The organism is Mycoplana sp. BE70, from assembly GCF_031455855.1.
Lineage (GTDB): Bacteria > Pseudomonadota > Alphaproteobacteria > Rhizobiales > Rhizobiaceae > Mycoplana.
Map to the genome: position 1 here is coordinate 189,229 of NZ_JAVDTM010000002.1, position 16,183 is coordinate 205,411.

General features: G+C 64.2%; 13 protein-coding genes. 6 read left to right on the forward strand and 7 right to left on the reverse strand.

Features of this window, described 5'->3' with window-relative positions:
• Positions 1-165: 165 nt before the first annotated feature.
• Positions 166-1,251 (forward strand): DUF475 domain-containing protein, encoded by a 1,086-nt coding sequence (locus J2Y48_RS04285; protein WP_310413237.1) that lies wholly within the window; start codon positions 166-168, stop codon positions 1,249-1,251.
• 127 nt (positions 1,252-1,378) lie between these two features.
• Here the strand turns inward: J2Y48_RS04285 and J2Y48_RS04290 are convergent, their stop codons facing one another.
• Complete coding sequence (locus tag J2Y48_RS04290) at positions 1,379-4,426, reverse strand: calcium-binding protein (RefSeq protein ID WP_310413240.1); 3,048 nt, start codon at positions 4,424-4,426, stop codon at positions 1,379-1,381.
• 569 nt (positions 4,427-4,995) lie between these two features.
• On the reverse strand, positions 4,996-6,510 hold the full coding sequence (locus tag J2Y48_RS04295) for an acetyl-CoA hydrolase/transferase family protein (RefSeq protein ID WP_310413243.1): 1,515 nt from the start codon (positions 6,508-6,510) through the stop codon (positions 4,996-4,998).
• Positions 6,511-6,723: 213 nt separating this feature from the next.
• Here J2Y48_RS04295 and J2Y48_RS04300 point away from each other — a divergent pair, with 213 nt between their 5' ends.
• The 5 genes from J2Y48_RS04300 to J2Y48_RS04320 all read left to right on the forward strand — a co-directional run bounded on the left by J2Y48_RS04300 (position 6,724) and on the right by J2Y48_RS04320 (position 10,546).
• A complete protein-coding gene (locus J2Y48_RS04300; RefSeq protein ID WP_310413246.1) occupies positions 6,724-7,497 on the forward strand; it encodes an ABC transporter permease in 774 nt (257 codons plus the stop codon).
• On the forward strand, positions 7,490-8,308 hold the full coding sequence (locus J2Y48_RS04305) for an ABC transporter ATP-binding protein (RefSeq protein ID WP_310413249.1): 819 nt from the start codon (positions 7,490-7,492) through the stop codon (positions 8,306-8,308). The genes J2Y48_RS04300 and J2Y48_RS04305 overlap by 8 nt, the downstream gene beginning before the upstream one ends.
• Complete coding sequence (locus J2Y48_RS04310; RefSeq protein WP_310413253.1) at positions 8,247-9,200, forward strand: NrtA/SsuA/CpmA family ABC transporter substrate-binding protein; 954 nt, start codon at positions 8,247-8,249, stop codon at positions 9,198-9,200. Before J2Y48_RS04305 ends, J2Y48_RS04310 begins: the two co-directional genes overlap by 62 nt.
• 66 nt (positions 9,201-9,266) lie before the next feature.
• Positions 9,267-10,280 carry an MsnO8 family LLM class oxidoreductase gene (locus tag J2Y48_RS04315; RefSeq protein WP_310413256.1) on the forward strand — a complete coding sequence of 338 codons (1,014 nt, stop codon included), beginning with the start codon at positions 9,267-9,269 and terminating at the stop codon, positions 10,278-10,280.
• A 104-nt stretch (positions 10,281-10,384) separates the two neighbouring features.
• Positions 10,385-10,546: a hypothetical protein gene (locus J2Y48_RS04320; RefSeq protein WP_310413259.1), complete on the forward strand. Its 162-nt coding sequence runs from the start codon at positions 10,385-10,387 to the stop codon at positions 10,544-10,546.
• A 44-nt stretch (positions 10,547-10,590) separates the two neighbouring features.
• On the opposite strand, the gene J2Y48_RS04325 is transcribed toward J2Y48_RS04320, so the two are convergent.
• The 5 genes from J2Y48_RS04325 to lpdA all read right to left on the reverse strand — a co-directional run bounded on the left by J2Y48_RS04325 (position 10,591) and on the right by lpdA (position 16,183).
• Entirely contained in the window at positions 10,591-11,889 is a 1,299-nt protein-coding gene (locus tag J2Y48_RS04325) for an amidase (RefSeq protein WP_310413262.1), read from the reverse strand.
• Between the two features lie 104 nt (positions 11,890-11,993).
• Entirely contained in the window at positions 11,994-12,779 is a 786-nt protein-coding gene (locus tag J2Y48_RS04330) for an enoyl-CoA hydratase (protein WP_310413265.1), read from the reverse strand.
• A gap of 17 nt (positions 12,780-12,796) precedes the next feature.
• Positions 12,797-13,693 carry a 3-hydroxyisobutyrate dehydrogenase gene (gene mmsB / locus J2Y48_RS04335; RefSeq protein ID WP_310413269.1) on the reverse strand — a complete coding sequence of 299 codons (897 nt, stop codon included), beginning with the start codon at positions 13,691-13,693 and terminating at the stop codon, positions 12,797-12,799.
• Complete coding sequence (locus J2Y48_RS04340; RefSeq protein ID WP_310413271.1) at positions 13,690-14,808, reverse strand: enoyl-CoA hydratase/isomerase family protein; 1,119 nt, start codon at positions 14,806-14,808, stop codon at positions 13,690-13,692. The genes mmsB and J2Y48_RS04340 overlap by 4 nt, the downstream gene beginning before the upstream one ends.
• The gene (gene lpdA / locus J2Y48_RS04345) at positions 14,792-16,183 is read right to left on the reverse strand and encodes a dihydrolipoyl dehydrogenase (protein ID WP_310413274.1); all 1,392 of its coding nucleotides are present in this window, start codon (positions 16,181-16,183) and stop codon (positions 14,792-14,794) included. Before lpdA ends, J2Y48_RS04340 begins: the two co-directional genes overlap by 17 nt.

Genomic DNA, 16,183 nt, shown 5'->3' on the forward strand with positions numbered 1-16,183 from the left:
GTTTTACGGCGCTCTCGTGATGTCGGTACCGCCAGCAATTGAGCCGGCGGATCAGAGAAAAATGAAAATCCTGACCATGCCTAACGCGCATGCGCTTTTCGGCACGCGCAATTCGTTTCCCTATCCCCTGAACAAACCGATCACGTGCGAAAGCGAGGTGCTGGCATGACCACCCCCTCTCAGCCGCAATCCGCAATCGGTTACTTCAAGTGGGCCTTCATCGTCACCGCCCTTGGTCTTCTGCTGGGTGCGTGGCTTGGTTGGCAGAGCACCGGCACGATCGGTGGAATGGCAACCGTCTTCTTCATCTGCACCGTGCTTGCGGTGTTGGAAATCTCGCTGTCCTTCGACAACGCCATCGTCAACGCCAACAAGCTGAAGGACATGACGCCGGTCTGGCAGCACCGGTTCCTCACCTGGGGTATCGTGATCGCCGTCTTCGGCATGCGTATCGTCTTCCCGCTGCTGATCGTCGTGATCGCCGCCAAGATCGGCCCGATCGAGGCCATCGTCCTTGCTGCGAAGCAACCGGGCGAATATGCACGCATCATGAACGATGCCCACCTGCCGATCGCAGCCTTTGGCGGCACCTTCCTGATGATGGTCGGCCTCACCTACTTCTTCGACCAGGAGAAGGACGTGCATTGGATCGCCTTCATCGAGAAGCACATGGCCCGCTACGCGACGATCAAGGGCATTGAGATCGCCTTCGTGCTGGTCCTGATCCTGGTCTTCTCCAACTTCCTCGAAGGCGATGCGGCGCATACCTTCGTCTATGCGGCGATCTATGGTCTTCTGACCTTCCTTGCGGTGGAAGTCGTCGGCGGCCTGTTGGACGCCTCGCAGCAGACGATGAGCGCCGCCGCCAAGGGTGGTCTCGGCGCCTTCATCTACCTCGAGGTGCTGGACGCGAGCTTCTCGTTCGACGGCGTGATCGGCGCCTTCGCGCTGACGCAGAACCTCTTCGTCATCGCCATCGGCCTCGGCATCGGCGCAATGTACGTGCGCTCGATGACGATCATGCTGGTCGACAAAGGCACGCTCGCCGAATACCGCTATCTGGAGCACGGCGCCTTCTATGCGATCCTGATCCTGTCGGTGATCATGTACTGCCAGACGCTGGTGCACATTCCAGAGGTCATCACCGGACTGGGCGGAGCCGCCCTGATCGGCATCTCGCTCTGGTCCTCGATCCGCTACAACCGCCGGGAACAGGCGGAGGCGGAAGGCCAGACCGTCGAGAATGTCTGACCGATCCGGCGGCGCTCCGGCGCCGCTGGCCCATACCGATGTTTCCATTCCGGTATGAAGTGATCGAGATGCGTGAGCCACCCCGAGGCGGGGTGGCTCGTGGGCCATTGACTGTCCCGATGGGCGATCAGAGGAAGCTAAAATCGTCGACCGAAAGCTTCGTGACGCCCTTCAGCGTTGCGACCAGTTCGAGATCGGCGTCGGTGCCCTTGCCATCGGCATCGAACCAGAGGCGACCATTGTCCGTCTCGAACAGGAAGGTGCCCTTGGAACTAGTGGCCACCGGATCCGCACCGGTCACGAGGGTGACGGTCTTGTCCGCAGCAGCGATGCCGTAGGCGCTCTTGCTGATGACCAGCTTGTCCTGGCCGCGGGTGAAGTCGGTGATGACATCCCCTTCGCCGTCGCGCCCAGCCATGTCGAAGATGAACTGGTCCTTTCCGGATCCGCCTGTCAGCCAGTCGTCGCCTGCACCACCGATCAGCTTGTCATTGCCGCCTCGACCGTCGAGCACGTCGTCCGAGCCGTTTCCGTAGAAGATGTTGTCGGTTGCGTCGCCACGGATCGCGTCGTCCTTGGCGCTGCCCTGGACGATCTCGATGTTCTTGACGGTCAGGCCGAGAGCGGAGCCCTTGTTGGTGGCCTGGTTCTGCAGGTCGAGGACGATCGAGGTCTGCCCTTGCTTGAAGGCGAGCGTGTCGATACCGGCGCCGCCGTCGAACACGTCCGTTCCGGTGAAGTCGGTACGGGTCAGCTTGTCGTTGTCGGCATCGCCGAACAGCTTGTCGTTGCCGGCCCCGTCCTCGAGCCGGTCGGCACCGGCGCCGCCGCGCAGAGTGTCATTACCGGCATAGCCCTTCAGCCAGTCGGCCAGCGCGCCGCCAGTCACGGTATCCTTGCCCTTGCTGCCGTCGTAGTCGAGCGCCTCGAACCCCTTGAAGGTCGTGGTCGCGTCCGCCTTTACGGTCCCGGTCGAGAAGGCGAAGGTGATGTCCTTCGTCTGCTCGCTCATCAGCAGATGAAGCGTGTCGGTGCCCGCGCCGCCGTCCGCTGTGTCGCCCGCGCCGGCGTAGACGTGGTCGTTGCCGGCGTCGCCGTAGATCCTGTCCCTGCCGCCGGTCTTGCCGGCACCGTCGCCGTAGAGGGTGTCATTGCCGTCGCCACCACGGAGCGTGTCGTTGCCTGCATCGCCGGAGAGCTTGTCGTTGCCACCGAGCCCCGACAAGGTGTCGTCGCCGTTTCGGCCGGACAGGGTGTCGGAAAGTCCGCCGCCGGTGAACACGTCCTTGCCGCTGCCGCCACCGAGAGAGACCCGCTCGATGCTTTTGACCGTCACCGGTGCGTTTGAAACGGTGACAGAGGGGGCGACCTTGAAGGTGATGCCGCTGGTGTACTTGGCGAAGTCGATCGCGGCGAAGTCGGTGCCTGCACCGCCATCGAGCGAGAGCTTCCCGGTGGAGGCGTCCCGCCTGAACGAGTCGTTGCCGTCGCCGAGTTTCACCGTGTAGTTGGCAGTCGATTTTGCGCCATCACGGACCCAGACACTGTCGTTTCCGGTCCCCGCATCGATGGTGTTCGTGCCGCCCGCATCGCGGATGGTGTCGTTGCCGCCGCCGGCGGTGATCTTGTCGCTGCCTTCGCCGCCGTCTAGTTCATCGTTGTAGGCGGTGCCGAGCAGCGTGTCATTGCCGGCATAGCCGAAGAATTTAACGCTCTTGGCGCCGCCGACCGACTTCACCACGTCATTTCCGGAGCCAAACTCGACCTTGTAGTGCTCGAAGTTCTTCAACGACGTGCCATCGGTGAGCGAGGCCGTGGTGCCGCTGACCGAAAACGTCTGGCTGGCCGTCAGCGAGCGGCGATCAACCGTGACGCGGTCGGTCTGCGCACCGCCATCGGCCTTGTCGGCGCCGCCGTCGCCCAGAAAGACGTAGTCGTTGCCGTCACCACCAAAAACCGTGTCCTTGCCGGTGCCGGCGCGCAGATCGTCGTTGCCGCTGCCGCCGTTGATCACGTCGTCGCCGGCACCCGAATCGACGATGTCGTTGCCGCTGCCGGTCGTGATCTTGTTAGCTCCGGCTCCGGTCGCGTAGATGCTGTAGTGTTCGATGCCGGAGAAGGTCGTTCCGCCGGCAAGCGTGTTGACCTGGGTCGGCAGCTTGGCCGTGAAGTTGCCGGTGAACTTCTGGATCACAAGGCGATCGCTGCCGCTGCTGTCGGTGATGGTGTCCTTACCGTCGCCGAAGGCAAAGACGTAGGTGTCGTTGCCGGCGCCACCATTGACGGTGTCATCGCCCAACCCGCCAGTCAGAGTGTCGTTACCGGCACCACCCGACAGGGTGTCGTTCCCGGCGCCGCCGTCGATATAGTCGTTGCCGTCGTCGCCGTTGATGAGGTCGTTGCCATCATCGCCTGCGAGGAAGTCGCTGTCGTCCCCGCCGTAGAGTTTGTCGTCGCCTTCACCGCCGGCAAGGTAATCGGCGCCTTTCTCGCCATAGAGCGTGTCCTTGCCCTCGTCACCCATCAGGCTGTCGGCGCCATAGCCGCCGTAGAGCGTGTCGTCGTCTTCGCCACCCAGCAGCATGTCCATGCCGCGGCCGCCCCTGAGCACGTCGTTGCCGGCGCCGCCCATGAACATGTCGCTGTAGTTGCCGCCGGTGATCTTGTCGGCGAATTCGGTGCCGATGATCTGGAAGCTTTCGACCATCCGCACCGTAGCCGTGCTGCTGGCCAATGACGGCAAGTAGCCGGGAAGCGTCTGGTCATTGATCCAGTCGCCCACCGTGAAGTTAAGTGCGCGATCGAAATTGCTGTAATCGACCATCAAGGTGTCGATGCCCGAGCCGCCGTCGATGACGTCGCCACCAAAATCGCCTGGCGTGCCGACCATGAGCATGTCCTTGCCGGACCCACCATTGAGCTTGTCGGCGCCCTCGCCGCCCGTCAGCACATCGTCGCCGCTGTCGCCGTTCAGCGTGTCGTCGCCCTCGCCGCCCGTGAGAACGTCGTTCTGGAACGAACCGTTGAGCAGGTCGTTGCCGTCGCCGCCATCGATCATGTCCGATCCCATACCGCCGTCGGCGATGTCGTCGCCGCCCATCAGCACGATCATCTCGTCCTCGAGGTCACTGCCTTTGATATTGTTGGCTCCGTTGTCGCCATAAACCACTTTCATGTGCTTCTCCTGTAACCGTTCTTCGAATTTGAGTTTCGCGTTACGCGCCGCAGCCTTTGCGGATGCGAATGATGCGGTCTTGCGGCCCCTGCCCGGCGCGCTGCCGATCCGTGCATTCGGTCGGTTTGTTGCCAGCAGCCTGAGCCCATTCTTCACCATGCCCCGGGCAAGGCCCGGTTCTCGGTAGGCGCGAAATGCGCCACCTTGAGTCGCCATATTGTTGAAAAAAGTGGTTCTCCCTGTTCCAGCGGGAACTGACAAAGCTGGAAGCAGGAGCGGAGGGCCCGCTATTTGCGCGCCGCGTGCCAAGGGACAGCAAAAGCCGTACCCTCGCGCATCAGGTGGGTGCCTAAGAGGCTTCGGCGCCGCGGTTGCGGTCACCTATCGAGGCAGGTCGCTGTGACAGTCCCGCTTCGGCGGCTGGTGGTCTGGGGCGAGAAGCTCGCGCGCGGACGACGAGAGCAGTCATGCCGATCGCTCGGCATGGGTTCGCCCGCGGAGGTGATGAACGTGGCGCCGCCATTTGTCGGCGGCCCGATCTATTTTTGCGCTTAAGGCCGCAGCCTTCGTCAGGCCAGCATCGACCCCGTCTCGACAAAGCGCTGGTGCCAGGACAGCGCCTCGTTCAGCAGCGAGGGCGACTGCATGCCGTAGGAGCCGCGCAGCGCCCGCTGGAAATAGTCGTCGAGCGCCGGGCGATAGGTCGGGTGGGCGCAGGTGTCGATGATCAGCCGCGCCCGCTGCTTGGGCGACAGGCCGCGTAGATCGGCAAGACCCTGTTCGGTGACGAGCACCTGGACATCCTGGTTGATGTGATCGACGTGACTGGCCTGCGGGACGATCGCCGAGATCTTGCCACCCTTGGCGGTCGACGGCGTCATGAAGATCGAAACATAGGCGTTGCGGGCGAAATCGCCCGAGCCGCCGATGCCGTTCTGGATCCGCGAGCCCATGATGTGGGTCGAGTTGACGTTGCCGTAGATGTCGGCCTCGATCAGCCCGTTCATGGCGACGCAGCCGAGCCGTCGGATCAGTTCCGGATGGTTGCTGATCTCCTGCGGGCGCAGGATCATCTTGTCGCGATAGCGCCCCATGTCGGCGTTGAGGCGGGCGGCCGCCTCTGGGCTGAGCGAAAAGGCGGTGGCTGATGCCATCTTGAGCTTGCCGGCGTCGAGCAGGTCAAGCATGCCGTCCTGGATCACTTCGGTGAACGCGGTCATGTTCTCGAACGGGCTGTCGACGAGGCCGGTCAGCACGGCATTGGCGATGTTGCCGACCCCGGACTGGATCGGCAGCAGCGAGGCCGGCAGCCGACCCTTCGCCACCTCGTGGCGGAAGAACTCCAGCAGATGCCCGGCAATGGCGCGGGCGGTCTCATCCGGCGGCGTGAAGGGCAGGTTTCGGTCCGGCGCGTCGGTCTCGACGATCGCGACGATCTTGTCCGGATCGCAGCGGAAGGAGGTCTCGCCGATGCGGTCGTCCGCGTGCACGAGCGGGATCGGGACGCGGTGCGGCGGTAGCGCGGTGCCGTAGTAGATGTCGTGCATGCCGTCGAGCTCGGCGCTCTGCCAGCGGTTGAGCTCGAGAATGACCTTGCCGGCACGGTCGAGCCAGGTCTTGTTGTTGCCGACCGAGGAGGACGGAATCAGCGAACCGTCCGGGCGAATGCCGGAGACCTCGATGATGGCCGTGTCCAGCGGGCCGAGGAAGCCCTGCCAGGCCATCGGCGCCACCTGGCTAAGATGCATGTCGAAATATTCCATCTCGCCGCGATTGATTTTTTCGCGGGCAATCGGATCGGAATTGTACGGCAGGCGGAACTCGATGCCGTCCGCCTTGGCAAGCGCGCCATCTAGCTCGGGCCCGGTAGAAGCGCCCGTCCAGACACGCAGGCGAAAAGGGTTGCCTGCGGCATGTTCGGCTTCGATGCGGGCGGCCAGCGCCAGCGGCACCGTTTTCGGATAGCCGGAGCCGGTAAAACCGCTCATGCCGACGGTCGTACCGGATTCGATCAGTGACGCCGCATCCTCGGCGCTCATCACCTTCGAGCGCAGCTTCTCATGGCCAAGCCGTGACTGGTTCATTCGTCTCTTCCCGTTCTCTACCGATGCCGGCCCGCGCCCCGTCGACCGGCAGGTCCCGGGCTCGGCTACATCGCCGTAGCGATTGTCCTAAATGCGACAGGGGGCATTGGGCAAGCCAAGTTTGTTCGCAGCGCCAGATTAAAATATGACTTGAATAATCATGTTTATGTTTTTATACGGCGGGAAATTGATCCCTGTCAGCCTTTCGTCTTCATGCTTGCTCCCCGCCATCTCCACGCAATAGCCGCTTTCGCCACAGTTCTGGGCCTGTGGTGGGCAGCGAGCCGGTTCGGCTGGATCGGCGCCTTCCTCCTGCCGCCTCCCGGCAAGGTCCTGACCACGCTCATCGAAATGGCGCAATCGGGTGAACTCGCGCGTCACACGCTGGTCAGCCTGCAGCGGGTCGGCGTGGGCTACCTGCTGGCGGTCGCGCTGGCTGTTCTCCTCGCGGTGGTTTTCTCGAAGAGTGCGATCACGCGCCAATTGCTCGATTCGCTTCTGGAATTCCTGCGGCAAGTTCCGCCGCTGGCGCTGATGCCGCTGCTGATGCTCTGGCTTGGAATCGGTGAAGCGCAAAAAGTGGGCATCATCGTTCTTGCCTGCTTCTTTCCCATCTTCCTCGGCATGCGCGGCGGCATCGCCCAGGTCGATCCGAAACTCATCGAGGTCGGAAAGGTCTGCGGTCTCTCCGACGGAGAGATCCTTTGGCGGATCGTGCTGCCGTCTTCGCTGCCCTCAATTGTCGTCGGGCTCAGGATCGGGCTCGGCTACAGCTGGCGCGCGCTTGTCGGCGCGGAGCTGATCGCGTCCTCGGCCGGTCTCGGTTACCTGATCGTGGACGCCGAGAACCTGGCGCGCACCGACATTGTGCTGGCCGGCATCTTCGTGATCGGCGCGATCGGGATCCTCGCCGACCAGCTTTTGAAGAGGGGCATCGTCCGGGCCGCACCGTGGCTCGCAACCAACCTCGAGGCCGCCCGTGCTTGAGTTGCGCAATATCAGCCGCAGTTATCGCGTCGGTGAACGCGAGGTCGTGGCCCTATGCGACATCAGCGTCACGCTACAGGCCGGGAGCTTCACCACGGTCGTGGGGCGGAGCGGCTGCGGCAAGACCACACTGCTGCGGATCCTGGCCGGCCTTACCGAGCCCAGTGACGGCACGCTTGAGCATCACGCGGAAGGCGGTTTCAAAGTCGGCGTCGTCTTCCAGGACGCGCGGCTGATGCCCTGGCTCAACGTCTTCGACAACGTCGCCTTCGGCCTTAGAGGGCGTCTCGATCGCCACGAAATCGAAAATCGGTGCCTGGCGGTGCTGGAACTCGTCGGGCTAGCTAATTTCCGGGCTGCCCTTCCGGCGCAGTTGTCCGGCGGCATGGCGCAACGCGTGGCGATCGCCCGCGCCCTCGTCATGGAGCCAGACCTGCTTTTGCTCGACGAGCCGTTCGCCGCGCTCGACGCCTTTACCCGGCGCACGATGCAGGCCGAGCTTATCAACATCTGGCAGGAAAGGCGCCCAACGGTCGTCTTCGTCACGCACGACGTGGAGGAGGCCGTGCTGCTCGGGCAGTCCGTCCTCGAACTCGATCAGGGGCATCTGGTCGGGCGCGACCTGATCGATGCTGCCTATCCCCGCGATCCGACCGATCCGGCCATATCGCTCTGTCGCCGACGAATTCTGGAGCGCTTGCTCGCGCCGAAGGCGACCGCATCCAACACCCACAAGACAGGAGACATTCATGAAGTTCCTCACCGGCCTGGCGCTCGCCCTTTCGCTGGCGACCTCGGCATTTGCCGCTGACAAGCCCGAAACCGTCCGCATCACTTACGTCTCGGCACCGTTCAACGTGCCGTCGATCGTGATGCGGGAGAAGGGGTTCCTCGACGAGGCCTTTGCGGCACATGGAATCAAGGTCGAGAGCCCGGAGATCACGTCGGGTGCGCAGCAGACCCAGGCCATCGCCGCCGGCGAAATCGACATCGCCAGCGTTCTTGGCGGCACTTCGGCGATCCTGGCAAAGGCGAACGGCGTCGACCTGAAGGTGGTTGCTGCCTATGCCCGCTCGCCGAAGGCCTACTACCTGATGACCCGTGCCGACGGACCTGCCGCCCTCGCCGACCTGAAAGGCAAGAAGATCGCCGGTCCGAAGGGAACCGTGCTGAACCAGCTTCTCGCCGCGGCACTCGCCTCGCAGAAGCTGACGCTGGCCGATGTCGAATACATCAACATGGATCTGCCGACGGCCCGCGCAGCCCTCCTTTCGGGCCAAGTCGATGTCGCGACACTTGCTGGCAACAACGCGGTCATGGTCGAGCAAGCCGGCGGCAAGGCGCTGGTAGACGGCGAGGGCCTCATCAAACCGACCACCGTTATCGGCGCCCGCAGCGCTTTCCTGGAAGAGCATCCCGATCTCGTAAAGGCCTATTTCGACGCACATCGCAAGGCGCTGGAATTCATAGCGGCCCACCCGCAGGAAGCGCTCGAGATCGCGGCCAAGGAGCAGAAGATCTCGGTCGAGGAAGCAGCCAAGCAGATGCCGCTCTATGACTTCACCCCGGTCATGACCGATGACGATATCGCCAACCTCACGGCCGATCAGACCTTCATGATCGATAGCGGCATGTTGCCGAAGGACAGCGCCATCGACATCAAGGCTGATCTGGTCGCCCCGTCGGCCTTCGAGATCAAGTAAGCGACGCCAAGCGTTGCCGGCATTGCCAGATCGCGATGCCGGCACCATGATTTCAGGATATTCGAAATGAAGCTCTCGATCCTCGATCCGGTGCAGATTCCCGTCGGCCAGACCTCGGGCGAGGCGATGCGCGGATCGATCGCACTCGCGCAAGCAACTGAGCGGCTGGGGTATCACCGCTACTGGCTCGTGGAACATCACGACGTGCCGTACGAAGCCAACCCGGCACCCGAGGTGCTTGCTACAGCGCTCGCCTGCGCCACGACGACGATCCGGATCGGCGTCGGCGGACTGCTTCTCAACCACTACAGCCCGTACAAGTCGGCCGAGGCGATCCGCACCCTCGCGGTGCTTTTTCCCGGCCGCATCGACGTCGGCATCGGTCGCGCCACCGCCGGGGTGACGGCAGACACGGCGCTGAAGCGCCATCGCGATGTCGAGACACCGGACGACCACGACAGCCAGACCGAGGAATTCGTCGGCTGGCTCGGCAATGACCTGCCGCCATCCTCTCCCTTCAACGGGATCGGCATCATGCCGGACGAGGCAGCGGGGCCGCTTCCCTGGGTTCTGGCGGCAACGGAAGGGAGCGCCCGGCGCGCAGCCCGGCTCGGCCTGCCGATGGCCTGCAGCGCCTTTCATGTTCCCGAGAATGCACCGGCGACGTGGAAAGCCTATCACGAGAATTTCCAGCCCTCCCGCTTTGCCGCCGGCGTCGATGCACCCACCTCTCTGCTTGCCATCCGCCTGATCGTCGGCGAGACACAGGAGGAAGCCGAGCGTCTTGCCATGCCGATGCGTACCGCCTTCAAGCTGCGGCGCAAGAACAACATCATGCTGACGGAAATGCCGACGCCGGAGGAGGCGATCGCGATCATGGGCGAAGTGCTGCCGGCGGAAGATGCCGACTGGCCTGCCTACGTGATCGGCACGCCGGAACGAGTGAAGGCCGTTGTCGAGCGGATGGCCCGCGACACCGGCGCCACCGAGATCATGGTGCAGGACGTGTTGCACGATGCCGCCCTGCGCCATCGCAACTACGAGCTTCTTGCCCGGACTTTCGACCTGACGCCACCATAATACCAATTCGGCCGTGCCCGCGGGCTCACGCAAGGTCAGCGCAAGCCATGCATCCTACCTGTCGCCGTCAAGCATATGAATTGCGGCGACGAAAGGACGACATGATGTCGATGGACGGAAGCCATGACGGCGATGTGAGCAACGAAACGGTTGCCCTGCTTCTCGAAGGCGGTGGCGGCGAAGCGCTGACCGATCTTTTGGTCAGCGCGCTGCGGGACGCGTTCGGCTTCCTCGCGGAGGACATTCCGCTCGAGACCCGACACTGAACGGCCGGGCCGGCCCTGCGATGGCAGCGCCGGCCCGGAGATTCCTACTTGCGGATTAGCGCTTCCACGGAAGCGGCAATCTGCAAAAGCATCTTGTCGGTGCCGTTGCGGCCGAACAGCATGAGGCCGGCGGCGTGCGCCAGCCCTGGCATCGGCAAGGTGATCGCCGTCAGGTCGAACTGATTGGCGACCTGGTTGTTTCGCAAAAGCAGGTCCTCGATCTGGCGGTAGGTTTCTTCGTCGGACGAAACCGAGGCGATGGTGGCCGCGAAGATCGGCGACGTCGGCAGCACCAGTGCGTCGAACGGCGAAAGCCGCGCGTCCATCGCGCGCGCAAGGTCTTTGCGTGTCTCCAGCAAGGCGGCGAGATCGGCGTCGGAAACGAGCCGGCGCCGACGCAGTGTTGTCGTGACCCGCACATCGACCGGGGCCTGCTCGTCGTCCAGCCAGTCGGCGTGAATGCGGCTCGCCTCGATGCCGGCGATCGATCCGATCCGGGTCGCCTCCGCAAGGGCTGCGAGAAGGTCGTCGATGGAACAGTCAACCAGTTCGACGCCGGCTTCTGCGAGGCGTGCAAGATTGGCATCGAAGGCGGCCGCGATCGCCGGGGCCGTGTCCTCGAACAAGCGCCCACGCGGAACACCGAATTTCAGCCCGGCAAGCGGCTTTGCGATAAGCGGTTCCGGCGTCTCGCCGGCCATGATTGCATCGGCGAGGGCGCAATCGGCGACGGAAGCTGCGAGCGGTCCGACCGAATCGAGGCTGGGCGCAAGTGGGAAAGCACCCTCGCGCGGGATCCTGGACGCCGTCGGCTTGAAGCCGACCAGGCCGTTCAACGCCGCCGGAATGCGGATCGAGCCACCAGTGTCCGAGCCGATCGCGATGTCGCAGGTGCCCTCGGCGGCCGAAACCGCAGCTCCCGACGAAGACCCACCGGGGACGAGGCTTTCGTCGGTGGCGTTGCCCGGCACCGGATAGTGCGGATTGAGCCCGACCGCAGTGAAGGCGAACTCGGTCATGTGCGTCTTGCCGATGATGACGGCGCCGGCTTCGCGCAGCCGGCGAACGATCGGCGCGTCGGCCGCTGCGGGCGGGCTGGATCGGCGGATGATGGATCCGGCAAGCGTCGGCTCGCCGGCCACGTCGAAAAGGTCCTTGATCGAGACGATGCGGCCGTCGAGCGGGCCGATCGTTTTGCCTTCGCGCAGGCGGGCATCGGCCGCGTCGGCTTCGGCGCGCGCCGTCTGCGGATAGAGCCCCACAAAGGCACGCTCCGTGTCCTTGCGCGCTTCGAGGCGGGAAAGAATTTCTTCTAGTCGGGTTCTGATCGGATTTTGAGACAAGTGCGGCCTGCTGGAATCAAGAAATGAAACTGTGTGGTTTCATAGCAGACGAATCGGACAAATCCATCTGCAGGTTCTTGCAGGTGCAGAACGCGACCAGTTCTCTACTCTCCCGTGAACTGCGGGGTGCGCTTCTCGACGAAGGCCGCCATGCCTTCCTTCTGGTCGGCGGTGGCAAAGAGCGCGTGGAACAGCCGCCGCTCGAACAGGATGCCCTCGCGCAAGCCGCCTTCAAGCGCCCGGTCCACCGCTTCGCGAGCGGCTGTGGTTGCTGCTTTTCCGTAGCCGGCTATGGTTTCCGCAGCCTTCAGCGCTTCTTCCATCAGCCTGTCGGCGGGAATGACGCGGGCGACGAGGCCGCAGCGCTCAGCTTCGGTGGCATCCATCATCCGGCCGGTCAGGATCAGGTCCATCGCCTTCGCCTTGCCGACCAGCTTCGTCAGGCGCTGCGAGCCGCCCATGCCGGGAATGACGCCGAGCTTGATCTCCGGCTGGCCAAACATCGCGGTGTCGGCGGCGAAGATCATGTCGCACATCATCGCCAGTTCACAGCCGCCGCCGAGCGCATAGCCGGAAACGGCGGCGATCTTCGGCGTGCGGAAAGCGGCGAACCGGTCCCAGGCGGCGAAGAAGTCGTCGTTGTACATTTCCGAAAACGACTTTTCGGCCATTTCCTTGATGTCGGCACCGGCGGCAAAGGCCTTCTCCGAGCCACGAATGACAAAGCAGCCAACGCCGGGATCGCGGTCCAGCGGCCCCAGTTCGTTGCCCATGGCGAGCATGACCTCGGCGTTCAGGGCGTTGCGGGCCGCCGGCCGATTCAGCGTGACGATGACGACGCGGCCCTGCCGCTCAACGATGATCGGTTGTTCCACCGGAGCTTCTCCCATGCTGTTTCCGTGATGCGCTACTCGGCGCTCGTCCCCGATTTATCTCGTAACATGTTGATGATGCCAGAGAAATCCTTCGTTCCGAACCCCTCGTCGGCAAACAGCTGGTAAAGCCGCGTCGCCTTTGCCCCGAGCGGCGTCATGGCACCGGTCTCCTCCGAGGCCGCCTGTGACAGTTTCAGGTCCTTCAGCATCAGGTCTGCCGCGAAGCCAGGTTCGTATTCACGATTGGCAGGCGAGCCCGGCACCGGCCCGGGGACCGGGCAATAGGTCGTCAGCGACCAGCACTGGCCCGAGGAGACGGAGGCGACGTCGAACAACGCCTGATGCGACAGGCCGAGCCGTTCGCCAAGGACAAAAGCCTCGCCGACGGCGATCATGCTGATGCCAAGGATCATGTTGTTGCAGACCTTCGCCGCCTGGCCGGCGGCCGCCTCGCCGCAATGAATGATCTTCTTGCCCATCGCCTCGAAGACCGGCTTGGCGCCGGCGAAAACCCCGGCATCGCCGCCGACCATGAAGGTGAGCGTGCCGGCCGCTGCACCGCCCGTTCCACCCGAGACGGGCGCGTCGAGCGCCGGGCAGCCATGGGCTTGCGCCAACGCGTGCGCCTTGCGAGCACTGTCGATATCGATCGTCGAGCAGTCGATCAGGAGCGTGCCCGCCGGAACCGCCGCGACCAGCTCCTGCCAGACCGAAAGCACGTGCTTGCCGGCCGGCAGCATGGTGATGACGGTATCGGCACCGGCCACCGCCTCGGCGAGCGAAGAAACGGTCGTGACCCCGTTTTGCCGGGCAAGCTCCAGCGACGGGGCGGCGAGGTCGAAGCCCTGAATTTGGTAACCGGCCTTGACCAGGTTCGCTGCCATCGGGCCGCCCATGTGCCCGAGGCCGATGAAAGCGATTGCAGTCATGTGCGTTCTCCTTTCCTGGTCGTGGCAGCAAATAGGGGCTTGGCGGCCGGCTGGAAGAAGGCGGCGACGTCGGCATCGGTCACGTCTGCAATCCGCGCCGGGCGCCATTGCGGATTGCGGTCCTTGTCGATGACGGCCGCGCGAACGCCCTCGAAAAAGTCATGGCCGTGCAACACGCCGGCCGTTGCGGCGAACTCCCGCTCCAGGCATGCTTCCAGCGACGACGCACCCCGACCGAGGCGCAGGAGGCGCAGCGTGACCTTCAGGCTCAGCGGAGACTTGGTCTTCAAGTCTGCGAGCGTCTTCTCCGCAAACGGTGTGCCTTCACGCTCGAGTGCCCGGAAGATCGCCTCGATCGTGTCGAAGGCGAAGAGGCGGTCAATGGCTTCCTGGTTCGCCGCCACATTCGCCGGCGGCGGCGTTTCCGCTAACGCGCCGATGGTGGTCGAGACGTCGGCAGGGGTCGCGGTCGCCGGCAGCTGTGGCAGTGCCTCGACCAATGCCGGAATACGGTCCGAGGGGACATAGACGTCCGCCAGACCGAAGGTGATCACGTCGCCCGCCGCCAGTTGCGCGCCGGTCAGCGCGGCATAGGTGCCGAGTTCGCCTTCCTGCCGAGTGAGGAACCAGGATGCGCCGACATCCGGAAAGAAGCCGATGCCGGTCTCGGGCATGGCAAGCTTTGTACGCTCGGTGACGATGCGGTGACTGCCATAAACCGACACCCCGACCCCGCCCCCCATGACGATCCCGTCCATGATTGCGACATAGGGCTTCGAATGCCGGGCGATCCGGGCATTCATGCGATATTCCTCGCGCCAGAAAATCGTCGGCTCGTCCGAGCCGGCCTTGCCGCTGTCGTAGATCATGCGGATGTCGCCGCCGGCGCAGAGGCCGCGATCGCCTTCGCCGGTGACCAGCACTGCTGCCACCTGCGGGTCGGCCTCAAAGGCGTCGAGCGCAGCCTCGATATCGCGCACCATCGCCAGCGTCAGGCTATTCAGCGCCTTCGGCCTGTTGAGCCGGATCCGGCCGATCGATCCGATCCGTTCGATGAGCGTGTGCTGCTCGGCTGCGGTGGCCATCGGCGTCGCGGGTTCAGATGTGGAGGGCATGGCCGAGCGCCTTCAATGCGGCTTCCTGCAAACCTTCACTGCGGGTCGGGTGGGCATGGATGGTGCCGGCGATGTCCTCCAGCCGTGCTCCCATCTCGAGCGCCAGCGAAAACGCGCTGGAAAGTTCCGACACACCGGCGCCGACGGCCTGCAAGCCGACCACCAGGTTGGTATCCGCCCGCGCCACCGCGCGTACGAAGCCGTCTTCCTGTTGGGTGGTCATCGCCCGTCCGTTCGCGCTGAAGGGGAAAAGACCGACGCGGACCTCGTAGCCCTGCGCCCGCGCCTCGTCGGGCGACAGACCGGCGGTGACGATCTCGGGATCGGTAAAGCAGACGGCAGGAATGGCGCGCTTGTCCCAGACGCGCTTGCGGCCGGCGACGATCTCCGCGACCATCTCGCCCTGAGCCATGGCACGATGGGCGAGCATCGGCTCGCCGGTCACGTCACCGATCGCATAGACGCCGCGCATCGAGGTGCGGCAGCGCTCGTCGATGCGGATGAAGCGGCCGGAACGATCGAGGTCGAGCTCCTCCAGCCCCCAGCCTTCGGTGCGGGGCTTGCGGCCGACGGTGACGAGTACCTTGTCGGCGGCAAGGCGCTTCTCTTCGCCGGAAGCCATCTCGACGACCAGCACCTCGTTGGAAAGTCCCTTCGCTTTGGCGCCAGTCAGTATGCGCACGCCGAGTTCGGTCAACCGCTTCGTCACCGGTTTGACGAGTTCGGCGTCATACTGCGGCAGGATCTGTTGTGTCGCCTCGACGACCGTGACCTCCGAGCCCATCTTGGCAAAGGCGGTGCCGAGCTCCAGGCCGATATAGCCGCCGCCGACCACGACCAGCATCTTCGGAACGGTAGGCAGCGATAGCGCCTCCGTCGACGAGATCACAGGTCCGCCGAAAGGTAGCGCCGGCAGTTCGACCGGTTCGGAGCCGGTGGCGATCACCACCGTTTCGGCGCGGATCAGCTGGGTTCCGGTCTCGGTCTCGACCTCGACCGTCTTGCCGTCGCGGAAATGCGCCCGCCCGTGCACGATCTTGACCTTGGCCTTGCGCAGCAGCCCGAGCACGCCGGCGTTGAGCCGGCCGACGATGCCGTCCTTCCAGCGAACCGTCTGGGCGAGATCGAGCCTCGGCGCCTCGACGCTAATGCCGAGTCCGTTCGTGGCGCCTGCCATGTGGCGGACCTTATCGAACTCTTCCGCCGCATGGATCAGCGCCTTGGAGGGGATGCAGCCGATGTTGAGGCAGGTGCCGCCGGCCTTGGTGGATTCGACGATCACGGTGTCGACGCCGAGCTGGCCGGCGCGGATCGCGCAGACATAGCCGCCGGGGCCGGCGCCGATGACGAGGAGCTTGCAGACGATCTCTTTCAT